We start from the raw sequence: 14,881 nt of genomic DNA on the forward strand, positions 1-14,881 counted from the left end.
AATTCAACGTTTCCTCCACTTTTAAATAATGCCGCAGACCGGAATCGAACCGGTACGGGTATCACTACCCACGGGATTTTAAGTCCCGGGCGTCTGCCAGTTCCGCCACTGCGGCAAAAGATATCGGATAGGCGAACCTATCCGATAAGATGGACGGTGGTGGATTCGAACCACCGAAGCAATTTGCAGCAGATTTACAGTCTGTCCCCTTTGGCCACTCGGGAAACCGTCCATGTTTTATTTAGATATGTCAGTTCTCTCTGACAAGATATTATTATAACAGATTTTTTCCAGATTGCAAGGGCTTTTTCGGTATTTATTTGAAATGAAGCGGATAGATAATGGATGGGAAATTTTTATCTATAACAAATTGTGATGTATAAAAAGTTGCAATCCATAAATATTCAAGTATAATAAAGACTTAGAGATTGATCATACAGGATATAAGTTGCTATTGCAGCATGAAAAGAGAAACCGGTGCAAGTCCGGTACGGTCCCGCCACTGTGACAGGGAGCGCTCAGATGTTATGCCACTGGACAGAAGTCCGGGAAGGTATCCGGGTGCGCTGAACTGAAGTCAGGAGAACTGCTTATATCTTTAAGATGTTTCGCACGGCTGATGGGAACTCTTGAAATAAGGGCAGGATTCTGCATTTTTAGGTAAATTTTGAGAGTTAGGGACAGTCTGTGTATCGGGCTGTCCTTTTTTGATGCGCAGAAGGAACGCGGCTGCATCCGGCAGCGATGCGGACCGCAGATATCTCAGAGCTGTTAATAACAATGGAGGTGAAAAGGTTGAACAAGAAAAACACAGGCAGAAGGCTGGTCCAGATTGTGATCGTACTGATGGGGATCAGTTTTTTTACATTTGGACTCACCTATCTGTCGCCGGGGGATCCGGCGGAGATCATGTTAACAGAGTGCGGCAATGTGCCCACGCCAGAACTTCTGGAAAAGACAAGGGCTGAACTGGGACTCGACAAACCGTTTCTGGTGCAGTACGGAACCTGGCTGAAGGGAGTGATGACCGGAGATATGGGAACTTCTTATTCTATGAAGGTTCCCGTGGTGGACAAACTGGTATCCTGTTTCCGGCCCACACTGGAACTGGCGCTGGCTTCTCTGGTCATCATGGTGCTGATATCCGTTCCGCTGGGAATCTTATCAGCAGTCTACCGGAATAAATGGGTGGACTATCTGGTGCGGGCGCTGACCTTCCTTGGAGTATCGGTTCCGAATTTCTGGATCGGACTGATCCTTCTGAGTATATTCGGTGTGACGCTGCGGTGGGTAACCGTTTCCGGGGGAAGCACGGATTTCAAATCCCTGATCCTTCCCGCCGTGACTTTGGCTATTGCCATGTCCGCAAAATACACAAGACAGGTGAGGATAGCTGTTCTGGAGGAACTGAACCAGGATTATGTGACGGGTGCCCGCATGCGGGGAATCAGGGAGCGAACAATTCTGTGGAAGCATGTGCTGCCAAATGCCATGCTGCCGCTGGTGACCCTGCTGGGTCTTTCCCTGGGAAGTCTTCTGGGAGGAACCGCAGTGGTGGAGATCATTTACAACTGGCCGGGCATGGGCAGTATGGCGGTAAAAGCCATTTCCTGCAGGGATTATCCCCTGGTACAGGGCTATGTGCTGTGGATCGCACTGCTCTACATGGGAATCAATCTGCTGGTTGACCTTTCCTATACCCGTCTGGATCCCAGATTAAAGGAGGAGCGGTGATTTGAAGGTATTAAGATTTTTGAAGAACAACAAACAGTTTACCGTCTTTCTTCTTCTGGCCCTGGCAATTGCGGCAATAGCTGTCTTTGCACCCTGGATCGCTCCGCGGGACCCCTATGATGCTGTGATGAGTGATTCTCTAAAGGAGCCGGGGAGCACTTATGTCTGGGAAACTGACAAGCTGGGGAGGGACGTGCTCTCCAGAGTTATATACGGAACCAGGTCATCCCTGACCATGACGCTGTGTCTGGTGGCGGTCATCTTTGTGGTGGGGACTGCTCTTGGAATTCTGGCGGGATATTTTGGCGGAGCTGTGGACGCTGTGATCATGCGGATTGCGGATATGATGATCTCCTTTCCCGGTCTGGTGCTGGCAATCGCCATAGCAGGTCTTCTGGGGCCAAATATGGTAAATGCCGTTATTGCCATCTCGGCTGTGAGCTGGACAAAATATGCCAGACTTGCCCGCAGTATGGTCCTGAAGATCAAACAGAACCTGTATATTGATGCGGCTGTTGTAACAGGAACGAAAAGGGGCAGCATAATTATGAAATATGTGATCCCCAACATGATCACAACCATGGTGGTGACAGCAGCCACAGATATTGGGACCATGATGCTGGAGTTGGCATCCCTGTCCTTTTTGGGATTCGGGGCGCAGGCGCCCACCCCGGAATGGGGGCTGATGCTCAATGAGGGCAGAACCTACATATCCAAAGCCCCCTGGCTGATGATCTATCCCGGCATTGCCATTGTAGTCGTTGTGGTCGTCTTCAATATGCTGGGCGACAGTATCCGGGATATCCTGGACCCAAAACAAGAGTAAAACAGAAGGAGAAAAGGGATATGGATCAATTTTACAGAAAAATCATGTGTGCCCTGCTGGCGGGAAGTCTTGCAGCGGGATTGCTGGCAGGCTGCGGAAAAAGCGCCGGGGAAAAGGCGGATACAGAGGATACGGCAGCTTCCGGGGAGAACTCCGCCTTAGATAAAACAGGCGGAGACGGCGGTGAGATCACCATAGGCGTCACAAGCTTTGCGGATACTCTGGAGCCTACAGAGCAGTATTTCAGCTGGGTGGTGTCCAGATACGGAGTCGGGGAGACGCTGGTGCGTTTTGATGAAAACGGCGAGATCGTGCCCTGCCTGGCAGAGAGTTGGGAGATCAGCGAGGACCAGCTCACCTGGACGTTTAAGATTCGTGAGGGAGTCAAGTTCTCTAATGGGGATGACATGACACCAGAGCTTGTGAAAGCATCCCTGGAACGTACCTTTGAGCTCAGCGACAGGGCAGTCTCCTTCTTTGAGCCTGCATCCATGGAGGTGGACGGACAGAACCTGCTTATCAAGACAAAAGAGCCGGTGGCCATCCTGCCGGGAAGTCTGGCAGACCCGCTGTTCCTCATTGTGGATACCCAGGCGGATACGGACGCCTTTGCCATGGAAGGTCCCATCTGTACCGGACCTTACGCAGTGGAATCTTTCAGCCCCACAGATTCCTGCGTTGTAGTCCGCAACGAATATTATTGGGATGGGGAAGTGCCTCTTGACAAGGTGACGCTTAAGTGCATAGATGACCAGACAACGCGTTCCATGGCCCTGCAGACAGATGAAGTGCAGATCGCGTACAATCTGAAGACGGAGAATCTGGCAGATTTTGAGGACAGCGGGGAATATAATATACAGCAGTTAGAGTCCCTGCGGTCCACCTATGCCTTTATGAACCAGAATGGCGTGCTTGGTGATAAAGCACTGCGCCAGGCGGTCATCAGAGGGCTGGATAAGGAAACTTACTGTGATACCCTGCTGGAAGGCGGAGCCACAGCGGGAAAAGCTCCGGTTCCCCCCACACTTGATTTTGGCTTCGATGAGCTGAAGGATGAAAACGCATATGACCCGGACGGCGCGAAAGCGCTTCTGGAGGAAGCAGGTTACAAGGATACAGACGGGGATGGATTTGTGGAGACACCTTCCGGAGAAAAACTGGAGCTGAATTTTGTCATATATACAAGCCGCGAGGAGCTCAATGTCTACGCGCAGGCAGCACAGGCGAGCCTGAAGGATATCGGAATCAATGTAAAATTGAATACAGTCAGCTATGAGACTCTGCTTGACATGAGAGATTCCGGAGAATTTGACATGCTCATCTGGAATGTCCTGGTGGCAAACACCGGTGACCCGGAAAAATATCTCCGTGAGAACTGGTACAGCACCTCATCCTCCAACCAGATGGGATACAGCAATCCGCATGTGGATGAGCTTCTGGACCAGCTTGTCACAGAATTTAATGAGGATACAAGAAAGAATCTGATCATGCAGATACAGCAGCTCATCATGGATGACGCGGCAACGGTGTTCTTCGGCTATGAGACCACCTATCTGTTTTCATCAAAAAGTGTGACAGGGGTGAAGATGTATCCCATGGATTATTATTGGCTGACCAAGGACATTTCCCTGGCTGAATAGAGGAGAGAATATGCTTGAAATCAAGGATTTGACAGTCCGTTACGGAAAGCAGGAGCCCACAGTGGAAAGTTTTCAGCTTTCCATGAAAAAAGGCGAGATTGTCAGCATAGTAGGTGAGAGCGGCAGCGGCAAGACAACGGTGATCCGAGCAGTGCTGGGAGCGCTCCCCGGTTCGGGATATATAAGCGCCGGTGAGATATATTTCCAGGGGGAGGCACTCACACAGAAATCCGGGGAGGAGTGGCGAAATCTGAGAGGAACCAGAATGTCCATGATCTTCCAGGACTGCGGCGGAACCCTCAACCCCATTCGGAAGATCGGAAAACAGTATGTGGAGTATATCTGTACCCACAGCAGAGTTACCAGACCGCAGGCCTGGAACAAGGCTGCAGAAATGCTGAAGAAGATGCGTCTGGCCGACGCGGAAAACATTATGAAGAGCTATCCCCACCAGTTGAGCGGCGGTATGCGCCAGAGAGTGGGAATCGCCATGGCCATGACATTTCAGCCTCAGCTTCTGTTGGCTGACGAGCCCACCAGCGCTTTGGATGTGACCACACAGGCGCAGATCGTGCGGCAGATGATGGAGCTGAGAGACAGATACGAGACAGGGATTATTATCGTGACACATAACCTTGGCGTAGCTGCCTATATGGCGGATAAGCTGGTTGTCATGCAGAACGGCAAAGTGGTGGATCAGGGTACCCGGGATGAGGTGATGAATCATCCGGTCAGTGATTATACCAAAAGTCTTTTGCAGGCTGTTCCGGAAATGGAGGGTGAACGTTTTGTTTCATGAATCGGATGTTGTGTTAAAGGCAAACCATATTGTAAAGCAGTTTTCCACGCCGGGAAAAAAGGTACTGACTGCCTGCAGTGACATCAGTCTGAATGTGTACAAAGGAAAGACCCTGGGGATTGTGGGGGAGAGCGGCTGCGGAAAATCCACCCTTGTGCGGATGCTGATCCAGATGGACGCCCCTACCAGCGGTGAGATCCTCTGCCACGGCAGGGACATTGTACATCTGCCGGAAAAGGAAAAACGGCTGAACCGCCAGAACATGCAGATGGTGTTTCAGGACCCGCTGGCTTCTTTTAATCCCAAGATGAAGATCATAGATATCCTGACAGAGCCGCTCATGAATTTTAAACGGCTGAAGAAGAGTGAGAAAGAGGAGAAGGCAAAGGAGCTGCTTGGGATGGTGGAGCTCTCCGAGGACTTTTTATACAGATATCCCCACAGTATGAGCGGGGGGCAGCGGCAGAGGGTGGGGATAGCCAGAGCACTTTCCCTGGAGCCTGAGGTGCTGGTGTGCGACGAGGCCACATCGGCTCTTGACGTATCCATACAGAAGACGATCATCGAACTTCTGGTAAAGCTCCAGAAGGAGAAGGATATCAGTATTGTATTTATCTGTCATGATATTGCGCTGATACAGGCATTTGCCCATCAGATCGCTGTGATGTACCTGGGGCATATTGTGGAAGTGATACCGGGGGAGGCAGTGCGGACCAGGGCAGTGCATCCCTATACGCAGGCGCTGCTGGGCTCGCTGTTTTCCATACATATGGAGCAGAACTGTGAGATCAGGAGCATTGAAGGGGAGGTCCCAAGTCCACTTGACGTTTTGGAGGGATGTCCGTTTCAGAGCAGATGCAGTTTCTGCGGCAGCAGGTGCAGAACAGAGAAGCCAAAGCTTCGGGAAATCAGGCCGGGTCACCAGGCAGCCTGCCACCGCTTTGGATAAAAGAAAGTAGATATTTCTTATCAGACAAGAGAGAAGACGGGGGTTCAGGAATGGAGATGAAACAACTGCAGTATTTTGTGGTGAGCGTGGATACCGGTTCGATCAGCAAGGCGGCGGAGATGCTCTATACAACACAGCCGCATGTGAGCATGACGATCGGCAAGATGGAGAAAAGCCTGGGGGTCCGTCTTCTTAGGCGGAGTAAGAAGGGTGTGGAGATGACCGTGGAGGGGGAACTGGTCTATGAACAGGCGCGCAGGATTTTAAAAGACATGCAGGTGATCCAGCAGGTGCAGACAAGCGTTAAGTCAGAAGTGTTCTGTCTTTCCTCCATGCCAAGCAACCTTCTGGCCGGTCTGTTTGCGGAATTTTACAGGCGGGAACAGAACCTGCAGGCCAGATATCTGGAAGGTACCCTGGAAATGGTGCTGCATCAGGTGACACACCGCCGTGCAGAACTGGGATTTGTCTTTGTCTCGGAATTTCAGAAAAATGCGGTTGACCGTATGCTGGAGCAGAGGCATCTGGAATTCCATATGTTAAAGGAGACAAGGCTTGTATTGTTCGCAGGCCCCGGCAATCCCTATTATGACAGGAAAAGTGTAACAAAAGCGGAACTGCAGAAGATACGCTTTGTCCAGAACCTGGAAGAGGGGATTCCCCTGTTTCAGCATCCCGGTAATCTGAAGGAAAAGCTGGTGGATTCCCAGTTTTTCTACAGAGGTGTGGAGGTGTGCAGTGACCATGCCATGACCCAGCTTCTGCTGAAAACAGATTTGGGGAATATCAGTTGTCTGATGGACTCCAGACTGCACAGAGACAGCAGGATACACAGAATTGAGCTGGAGGACTGCAGGGTGAAAGTGTGCTGCGGATATATTAAACGTGCCGGCAGGGAGCTTGGGGGGTGCAGCAGGAGATATATTGAATATGTGAAAGAAGGGTTGGAATAAAGGTTTCCGGGCATCAAAGCCGTTTTGCAGAGAACTCTTTTATGGCATTTTTATTTCATCTGTATATCACTTTTACCGTTTTAATACGGCGGGTGGTAGGATAAATGCCATAGGAGGGACAGTTATGAAATATATCAGGGAGATGATCCGAAGAGCAGAATATCGGTTTGACACAACAGCAGCCCGTTTTGCACGGAGACATCCGTGCATAGCGCTGTTCTGCACTTTTATCGGGGTACCGTTTTTTATTCTGGGAGCGGTCTGTGTTTTGGCCTCCGCTGTGGTGTGCCCTATAGCCTGGGTCAGCGGATGGATGTAAAAATAAAGCTTTTCCTCTTTTTGTTCCTTGCATAACTACAGGGCATTTGTTAGAATGATAGAAAATGAACGTGGTTAACTCTGTTTTCCAATCATAGCCGGATACAGAGGATAACAAATAGGAGCCATATGACAATATGAAGAGCGAAGAGCACAAAATGCCGCTGCCGGAAGAAGTCGGCGGCCGTGACCTGCAGATACTGAGCGATAATATTCCGGGGGGAATGTTTTCCTGCCGTTTTGATGAAAGGCTGACGCTTCTGCAGATGAATAAAGGATTTTTGTCCATGCTGGGATATACACGGCAGGAGATAAGTGATAAATTCCGGAACAGTTTCTGGGAAATGATAGATTACAGAGACCGCCTGCGCACTTTGGAGGAAGTGCAGAGGCAGATTTCCCTTGGACCGGACAAGGAGCTGGAATACCGGATGACCCGCGGGGACGGACGTACCATATGGGTTCTGGATAAGGGTCATCTGGTCCGCGACGAAGAGGGCGCGGGTTATTTCTGCTGTGTGCTGGTGGATGTGACACGGAGTAAGGAGCTGGAAGAGAAGCTGCGCATTTCCCTGGAACGGCACCAGATCATCATGGACCAGACCACAGATATTCTTTTTGAGTGGGATATCCAGGCAGACACCATGACCTTTACAGGGAACTGGGAGAAAAAATTCGGCTGTCCTCCGGTCACACAGCATGTCAGCCGCCTTTTCTGGAAGGCACCATACATCCTGAAGGAGGACCAGATTCTTTTTTCCAAGCTGCTGATGCGCATCCGCAGCGGAGAGCATTACGCAGAGGAGGAAATCCGTATCGTAAGCGGTAAGCAGAAGCCTGTCTGGTGCCGTATCCGGATCACGGGGCTGGCGGACAAGTCAGGGCGCGTGGTGCGGGCTGTGGGCGCCATTCTGGATATTGATGCCGAAAAGAGAAAGGCACAGAATCTTATGGAGCGCGCCCAGCGCGATATGCTGACAAAGCTGTATAATAAGGGGACCAGCCAGGAATATATCCAGGCGGTTCTGGAAGGCAGCGGACCCGAGAGGAAGTCTGCACTTATGATCATTGACCTGGACAACTTCAAGCATATGAATGACACCATGGGACATCTCTTCGGCGATGCCCTTCTGGCGGAGGTTGCGCACACGATCCAGAAGCAGTTCCGCAGTGAGGATATTGTAGGCCGTGTAGGGGGAGATGAATTTTTAGTGTTTCTCGGACAGATACCGGATGTCTCCCTGGCTGAGCAGAAAGCAGCCCAGATCATGAAAGCCATAGGAGAGATGGCAGTACAGGAGCTGACAGATGTGGAGCTGTCCTGCAGCATCGGCATAGCTGTCTTCCCGGACTGCGGCCAGTCCTACAATGAACTTTTTAAACGGGCAGACCAGGCACTGTACCGTGCTAAGAACCGGGGAAAGAATGGATACTGCATAGCAGATGCAAAGCTTTTTTCAGAGGAGTTCCCCCAGAAGCCCTGCAGTGCGGCCAATACCAGGATAGATTCGGATGAGGAGACAGAGGGCAATGTGGAGCTCCGCCTGTTTGAGTATGTGTTCCGGATACTTTATAAATCCTCCAATCCGGATACAGCAGTCAATGCCATATTGGAGGTGATCGGGCGCCAGTTTGACGTGAGCCGTGTCTACATCTTTGAGAATGAGGAGGACCCGGACTACTGTAAGAATACATATGAATGGTGCAACGAGGGTGTGTGGCCGGAGATTGGAAATCTTCAGCATGTGCCCTATGCAGATGATCTGGAGGGCGGATACCAGAGCAATTTCAACGAGAGCGGTGTATTTTACTGCCGTGACATAGATGCACTGACACCGCAGCAGCGGGAGATACTGGAGCCCCAGGGAATCAAGTCCATGCTGCAGTGCGCCATTTACGACAAAGGGAAGTTCAAGGGATTTGTGGGCTTTGACGAGTGCCGTGTCAACCGTTACTGGACCCAGGAACAGGTAAATACACTGGTATTCATCGCGCAGATATTGAGTACCTTTCTTCTGAAACTCCGGGCCCAGGACAATGCGGTGCAGAACGCGGCATCCCTGGAAGCAATCCTTGACAATCAGAGTTCCTGGATCTATGTGGTACATCCGGAGACAAAAGAAATGCTGTATATTAACCGGAAGACGAAAATATGGGTGCCTGAGGCAAAGCCGGGGGTTACCTGCCATAAAGCCTTCTTCCGCCGGGATACGCCCTGTGATTTCTGTCCTGCAAAAGCGCTGGACAGCGCGCATCCCCGCTGCGTCCGGCAGGTTTACAATCCCTTTCTTCAGGTGTGGACATCAGCGGACGCATGCTTTATTGAGTGGAAGGGGGAGCAGGCAGTCCTGCTCACCTGCCATGATATTACGGATCTGAAAAAAGAGGCAGGAGAGGACCGGCAGTAGTACCGGTCAATAGAAAAAGCGGAGTCATGCTGTGATGGGCATGGCTCCACTTTTTTCTGTTTTTATTTATCCTGGATGCTGACACCTTTGATGGCAACACTTCCTCCGCGCACCACCTCAATGTTCTTAAAGTAGCTGGAGAAATAGGAAATGATCTCATCATTCCGTTTTTCTGTCTGAAGGCTCTCCAGCAGCATCTCTGTTTTGCCGTAGTCTACGACAGCCAGATGGAAAATAGTTGCAATGCGGAAGATCTCCGTCTTCACAGCCTCGTCGCAGTCCTTGATCTTAATGTATAGAACTTCTTTCCTGTGGATGCGGGAATTGGTGAAGTCAATGACCTCGATGACCTCCACACAGCGGTTTAACTGCTTTTTGATCTGTTCAAAGGTGGCATCATCGCTCTCCACGCTGATGGTCATCCGTGACATGGTGGGATCCTCTGTGGTGCCCACGGTGAGGCTTGTGAGGTTGTATGATTTTCCGGAGAACAGGCCTGCGATCTTTGCCAGCACACCTACTTCATTTTCTACATATAAGGAAATCCATCTTTTCTTCATATTCTTCTCCTCCTAGCAGTCCAAAATCATGTTATGCAGCGGTTTTCCGCCCTGTACCATAGGCAGTACCAGCTCATCACTGTCAATGATAAATTCCAGAATCGTGGGGGCATCCGTATTGCCCTTTGCAAACTGGAAGGCCCGGGCCATATCTTCCTCTTTCTCCACGCGCATGCCATACGCGCCATAGCTCTCCGCCAGTTTTACGAAGTTGGGGGTGTATTCCGGGCAGTCCTTTGACGGGCCCTTGCAGTTGGCGCTGCAGGTCTTTCTGCGGCGTGTACAGGTGGAGGAGTAGCGCTTGTCATAGAAGAGCTGCTGCCACTGACGCACCATGCCCAGATAGCTGTTGTTGAAGATACAGATAATGACCGGAAGGCCGTAGGATACGGCAGTAGCCATCTCCTGAATGTTCATCTGCATGCCGCCGTCACCGGAGACACAGACTACAGGCTTGCCCGGATAGGCGAATTTTGCGCCCAGGGAAGCAGGGAACCCGTATCCCATGGTGCCAAGGCCGCCGGAGGTGAGAAGCTGTTTTTTCTCGTTCATTTCCAGATACTGTGTGACCCACATCTGATGCTGACCTACGTCCGTGACAAAGATGCCTTCCTCGAACTGTTCGTTGATGCACTGCACGATCTTCTGTGGAGTGATGCCTTTGTTCTGGTCCATATCAAGAGGATGTTCCTGCTTCCAGCCGTCGATCTGCTCCAGCCATTCTTTATGTTCACAGCATTTTACGTGCTTTAACAGTGCCTCCATAGCGTCCTTTGCGTCTGCCACGATGGGGATATCCACCTGGATATTCCTGGAGATGGAGGCTGTGTCAATGTCTACATGCACGATCTTGGCATTCTTGGCAAACTCCTCGATCTTGCCTGTGATTCGGTCATTAAACCGGGTTCCTATGGAGAAGAGCAGGTCACATTCGCTGATGGCGTGGTTGGCCGCATAGCAGCCGTGCATTCCCACATTGCCCACATAGAGTTCATGGCTGGTGGGAATGGAGCCCTTACCCATAATAGTAGTGATAACAGGGACTCTTGTGGTCTCCACAAGGGCCAGGGCAGTCTCGTTGGCCCTGCCGATGTTTACACCGCCGCCCATGAGAAACAGGGGCTTTTTGGCTTCTTTTAAGAGGTTGACTGCTTTCTTTAACTGTCCCATGTGTACGCCGCTGCTTGGTTTGTAGCCGCGGATGTGAACCTCCTTGGGATAGTGTTCGTCACCCTCCTGCAGCATGATATCTTTTGGAAGATCAATGAGGACAGGACCTTTTTTGCCGGTATTGGCAATATAGAAGGCTTCCTTGATGATACGGCCAAGGTCGTTCCGGTCGCGTACGGTCACGGCGTATTTGCAGATACCGCGTGTGATCCCCACAATGTCTACCTCCTGGAAGGCGTCATTTCCGATGAGATTTGTGGGAACCTGGCCGGTGAAGCATACCAGGGGAACACTGTCATAGTTGGCAGTGGCGATTCCGGTGACCAGATTGGTGGCACCGGGGCCGCTTGTGACCAGGCAGACGCCTGTGCGTCCGGTAGCTCTGGCATAGCCGTCTGCGGCGTGGATCAGACCCTGCTCGTGGCGGGGGAGTATCACCTGGATGGAATCCTGTTTATACAGCTCATCAAAAATGTCGATGGCGTAACCGCCTGGGTATGCGAAGAGATAATCAATGCCTTCTTTCTGCAGTGCTTTTACAAATAATTCATTTCCTGTCATGGACAAAATCCTCCTTTAACTCATTGTTAGATGGTTTTTACAGAATGAAAAACGCCCTGAACTGAGAATTCAGTTCAGGGCGGATAAGTCATCCGTGGTACCACCTGATTTCAGGAAAAATCCTGCGCTCTGCCAGTACGGATACTAAGAGAAATATCGATACTGTTTTCCCTGTAACGTGGGAAAGAGACGTTGAGGTCTACTGAGAGATATCACATCTCTGTTGGGCTCACTGCTCAGGGGCTACTTCCATACTTCCTTGCTGAAGATTCGCACCAGACATCTTCTCTCTGAAAGCCGGCTGGGTATGTACTCCTCCCCGTCACCGCATTTAACAAAATGCTTTTTTAATTGTTTTATAGCATAACACACAAATTGAATTCTGTCAATGGGTGAAAAATGAACAATTTGACGGGATATATGGAATCCTGTATACTGAAACTGTGTTGAAAGAAAGGAGGCATATATGAGAACCAGAGAGGAAGCAGTTTCGTATTGTCTGAAAATGCCGGATGTGTTTGAGGACTATCCGTTTCATGACCCGAACTGGACCGTCATCCGAATGAAAAGCAGCAGAAAAGTATTTGCATGGATTTTTGAGCGAGAGGGCAATATCTGGGTGAATTTAAAGACAGACCCCCAGTGGAGGGATTTCTGGCGGAGCACCTACACCTCAGTGCTTCCGGCCTATCATCTGAATAAAGAGCACTGGAATTCCGTGATTTTGGACGGCTCCATACCTGAGAAAGAGATATACAGAATGATAGAGGAAAGTTATGACCTGGTGAGAGGAAAGAAATCTACCCGCCGTACATAGAATATTGTAAAACAGGAAACAGCGGAGAGAAGATGGAATTAAGAGAGAGCGAAACCTTTAGGAATCTGATAAAAGCTTACCAAGGAGAACTGCAGGCCAGCGGAAAATACCGCATTTATGCAAAACAGGCCAGGGAAGAGGGCTATATGAACATAGCGGACATTTTTGAGGAGACATCAGGCAATGAGGAGCGGCATGCGGAGCTGTGGCAGAATGTGCTGAACGGAGGGCAGATACCGGAAACCAGCAGAAACCTGGAGAAGGCCCATGAGGATGAGAAAAGAGAATGGTCAGACATGTATGCGTCTTTTGCCGAAAAAGCGGAGCAGGAGGGCTTTAAGGGAATTGCCAGGCTTTTTAGAGAGGTGGCGCAGATTGAAAGGCATCATGACTATCGTTTTGAGCAGCTGACCCAGGATATCCTGACCAATCATGTATTCTGCAAGGATATGGACAGAGTATGGATCTGCATGAACTGCGGCCATCTGGCCTACGGGGACTGTGCCCCAATAAGGTGTACGGTGTGCGGTTATCCCCAGGGGTATTTCAGACTGAACTGTGAGGACTACTGACGGCAGATGCACCGCTGGTATTTTGTGTAAAATGTCGTAATTGGGCAAAGTTATAGGTGCAATTTCGGTAAATTTGAGGTATACTGTAGATATATTAAGAAAAACAGGAAGATAAAATTATGTTGGATCAATACAGACGGAATATAGAATATATCCGCATATCCATCACGGACCGCTGTAACCTGCGCTGCATGTACTGCATGCCGGAAGGCGGTATCGAACAGGTGGAACACAGCGATATTCTAACTTATGATGAAATTACCAGACTGTGCCGTATTTTAGCCCTCAAAGGCATCAGCAAGGTAAAGATCACCGGCGGGGAGCCTCTTGTGAGAAAGAATGCGGCAGAGCTGGTGAGAATGATAAAGAGCATACCGGGAATCGACAACGTGACGCTTACCACCAACGGAATCCTGCTGGGGGAACAGATGCAGGATCTGGCGGATGCGGGAATCGACGCAGTGAATATCAGCCTTGACGCGCTGACAGAAGAGATGTTTGAGAAGATCACCAGGAGAAAAGGACTTGACCGGGTATTGGAGGGAATGGATAAGGCCCTTCAGTTCCCTGATGTGCGTGTGAAGGTAAACTGTGTACTTCTGCACGGAGTCAACGAGGACCAGTGGATCCCCATTGCGGGGCTTGCGAAGGACAGACCCATAGACGTGCGGTTTATTGAGATGATGCCCATAGGGTACGGAAGAAAATACTGCGGCGAAGAGACCGAGGACCATGTACGGCATCTGCTGGAGAAAGCTTACGGCAAAGCGGATTCCCTGAGCGGCAGATTCGGAAACGGTCCCAGTACATATATACTGCCGGATGGTTTTAAGGGGAAGATCGGATTTATCAGCGCCATTTCCCACAAGTTCTGCGGGGACTGCAACCGGGTAAGGCTCACGTCCGAGGGATTTTTAAAACCGTGCCTGCAGTTTTCACACGGGGCAGATATGCGCAGCCTGCTCCGAGACGGAAGTTCAGATGAGCAGATCGGAGCCGTGGCTGAAAAAATCATATTTGAAAAGCCCAGAAGCCACCGCTTTGGTGAGGCGCAGGAGGAAGGGCTGGAAAACAAAAAGATGTCAGAAATTGGAGGATGAATGAGATGGGAAAGGTACTTGCTGTGTGTATCAGCGAAAAGAAAGGAACACAGAAAAAGAACATTCAGGAGGCCAGCTTTATAGAAGATTTTGGCATTGAAAAAGACGCGCATGCGGGAAAATGGCACCGTCAGGTAAGTCTTCTGAGTTATGAAAAGATAGAGGATTTCAGAAACCGGGGCGCTGAGGTGGCGGACGGCGCATTCGGTGAGAATCTGGTGGTCAGCGGATTTGATTTTAAGAACCTGCCCATTGGGACAAGATTCCGCTGCAACGACGTGGTGCTGGAGCTGACACAGATCGGAAAGGAATGCCACCACGGCTGTGAGATATTTAAGAAGATGGGTGACTGCATCATGCCGAGAGAGGGCGTGTTTACCAGGGTGATCCACGGAGGGAAGATCCGGGTAGGCGATGAGATGGTGATCGAGGAAGTGTGACACAGACAGGGACTGCATAAAAAGCGGCCCCTGT

14 protein-coding genes, 2 tRNA genes, 1 riboswitch and 1 other annotated feature are annotated in these 14,881 nt (G+C 50.3%); of the genes, 12 read left to right on the forward strand and 4 right to left on the reverse strand.

All coding sequences use genetic code 11. The features are described 5' to 3' along the window. Positions 1 to 29: 29 nt before the first annotated feature. A tRNA-Leu gene (locus MUB35_RS28865) sits at positions 30 to 115 on the reverse strand. A gap of 35 nt (positions 116 to 150) precedes the next feature. After that, positions 151 to 232 (reverse strand) — tRNA-Tyr (locus MUB35_RS28870). Positions 233 to 428: 196 nt separating this feature from the next. Then, a riboswitch (cobalamin riboswitch) is annotated at positions 429 to 608 on the forward strand. A 187-nt stretch (positions 609 to 795) separates the two neighbouring features. Here MUB35_RS28870 and nikB point away from each other — a divergent pair. The 8 genes from nikB (at position 796) to MUB35_RS28910 (ending at position 9,627) form a co-directional block, all read left to right on the forward strand. Next, positions 796 to 1,734: a nickel ABC transporter permease gene (gene nikB, locus MUB35_RS28875; RefSeq protein WP_225305364.1), complete on the forward strand. Its 939-nt coding sequence runs from the start codon at positions 796 to 798 to the stop codon at positions 1,732 to 1,734. A 1-nt stretch (position 1,735) separates the two neighbouring features. Continuing rightward, positions 1,736 to 2,560 carry a nickel transporter permease gene (nikC, locus tag MUB35_RS28880; RefSeq protein ID WP_244807304.1) on the forward strand — a complete coding sequence of 275 codons (825 nt, stop codon included), beginning with the start codon at positions 1,736 to 1,738 and terminating at the stop codon, positions 2,558 to 2,560. A gap of 20 nt (positions 2,561 to 2,580) precedes the next feature. Further along, on the forward strand, positions 2,581 to 4,200 hold the full coding sequence (locus tag MUB35_RS28885; RefSeq protein WP_244807305.1) for an ABC transporter substrate-binding protein: 1,620 nt from the start codon (positions 2,581 to 2,583) through the stop codon (positions 4,198 to 4,200). A 10-nt stretch (positions 4,201 to 4,210) separates the two neighbouring features. Beyond that, a complete protein-coding gene (locus tag MUB35_RS28890; protein WP_054353681.1) occupies positions 4,211 to 4,999 on the forward strand; it encodes an ABC transporter ATP-binding protein in 789 nt (262 codons plus the stop codon). Further along, on the forward strand, positions 4,989 to 5,948 hold the full coding sequence (locus MUB35_RS28895; RefSeq protein ID WP_244807306.1) for an oligopeptide/dipeptide ABC transporter ATP-binding protein: 960 nt from the start codon (positions 4,989 to 4,991) through the stop codon (positions 5,946 to 5,948). Before MUB35_RS28890 ends, MUB35_RS28895 begins: the two co-directional genes overlap by 11 nt. Positions 5,949 to 5,998: 50 nt before the next feature. Further along, entirely contained in the window at positions 5,999 to 6,901 is a 903-nt protein-coding gene (locus MUB35_RS28900) for a LysR family transcriptional regulator (protein WP_158587346.1), read from the forward strand. A 124-nt stretch (positions 6,902 to 7,025) separates the two neighbouring features. After that, positions 7,026 to 7,220 carry a hypothetical protein gene (locus MUB35_RS28905; protein WP_244807307.1) on the forward strand — a complete coding sequence of 65 codons (195 nt, stop codon included), beginning with the start codon at positions 7,026 to 7,028 and terminating at the stop codon, positions 7,218 to 7,220. Between the two features lie 136 nt (positions 7,221 to 7,356). Beyond that, a complete protein-coding gene (locus MUB35_RS28910; protein WP_052099708.1) occupies positions 7,357 to 9,627 on the forward strand; it encodes a sensor domain-containing diguanylate cyclase in 2,271 nt (756 codons plus the stop codon). 62 nt (positions 9,628 to 9,689) lie between these two features. Here the strand turns inward: MUB35_RS28910 and ilvN are convergent, their stop codons facing one another. Then, on the reverse strand, positions 9,690 to 10,187 hold the full coding sequence (ilvN, locus tag MUB35_RS28915; RefSeq protein ID WP_033143634.1) for an acetolactate synthase small subunit: 498 nt from the start codon (positions 10,185 to 10,187) through the stop codon (positions 9,690 to 9,692). A 12-nt stretch (positions 10,188 to 10,199) separates the two neighbouring features. After that, complete coding sequence (ilvB, locus tag MUB35_RS28920) at positions 10,200 to 11,918, reverse strand: biosynthetic-type acetolactate synthase large subunit (protein WP_330425239.1); 1,719 nt, start codon at positions 11,916 to 11,918, stop codon at positions 10,200 to 10,202. A gap of 72 nt (positions 11,919 to 11,990) precedes the next feature. Beyond that, positions 11,991 to 12,253, reverse strand: a binding site (T-box leader). 131 nt (positions 12,254 to 12,384) lie between these two features. Here ilvB and MUB35_RS28925 point away from each other — a divergent pair. The 4 genes from MUB35_RS28925 to MUB35_RS28940 all read left to right on the forward strand — a co-directional run bounded on the left by MUB35_RS28925 (position 12,385) and on the right by MUB35_RS28940 (position 14,847). Continuing rightward, positions 12,385 to 12,735, forward strand: coding sequence for an MmcQ/YjbR family DNA-binding protein (locus MUB35_RS28925; protein WP_033144020.1), 351 nt, complete (start codon positions 12,385 to 12,387; stop codon positions 12,733 to 12,735). Positions 12,736 to 12,767: 32 nt separating this feature from the next. After that, the gene (locus MUB35_RS28930; protein WP_033144019.1) at positions 12,768 to 13,307 is read left to right on the forward strand and encodes a rubrerythrin family protein; all 540 of its coding nucleotides are present in this window, start codon (positions 12,768 to 12,770) and stop codon (positions 13,305 to 13,307) included. Positions 13,308 to 13,426: 119 nt separating this feature from the next. Next, positions 13,427 to 14,407 carry a GTP 3',8-cyclase MoaA gene (gene moaA, locus MUB35_RS28935; protein WP_033144018.1) on the forward strand — a complete coding sequence of 327 codons (981 nt, stop codon included), beginning with the start codon at positions 13,427 to 13,429 and terminating at the stop codon, positions 14,405 to 14,407. Positions 14,408 to 14,412: 5 nt separating this feature from the next. Next, on the forward strand, positions 14,413 to 14,847 hold the full coding sequence (locus tag MUB35_RS28940) for an MOSC domain-containing protein (RefSeq protein WP_033144025.1): 435 nt from the start codon (positions 14,413 to 14,415) through the stop codon (positions 14,845 to 14,847). Positions 14,848 to 14,881 lie beyond the last annotated feature (34 nt).

The sequence above is a fragment of the Blautia sp. NSJ-175 genome (genome assembly GCF_022867815.1).
Lineage (GTDB): Bacteria > Bacillota > Clostridia > Lachnospirales > Lachnospiraceae > Blautia > Blautia celeris.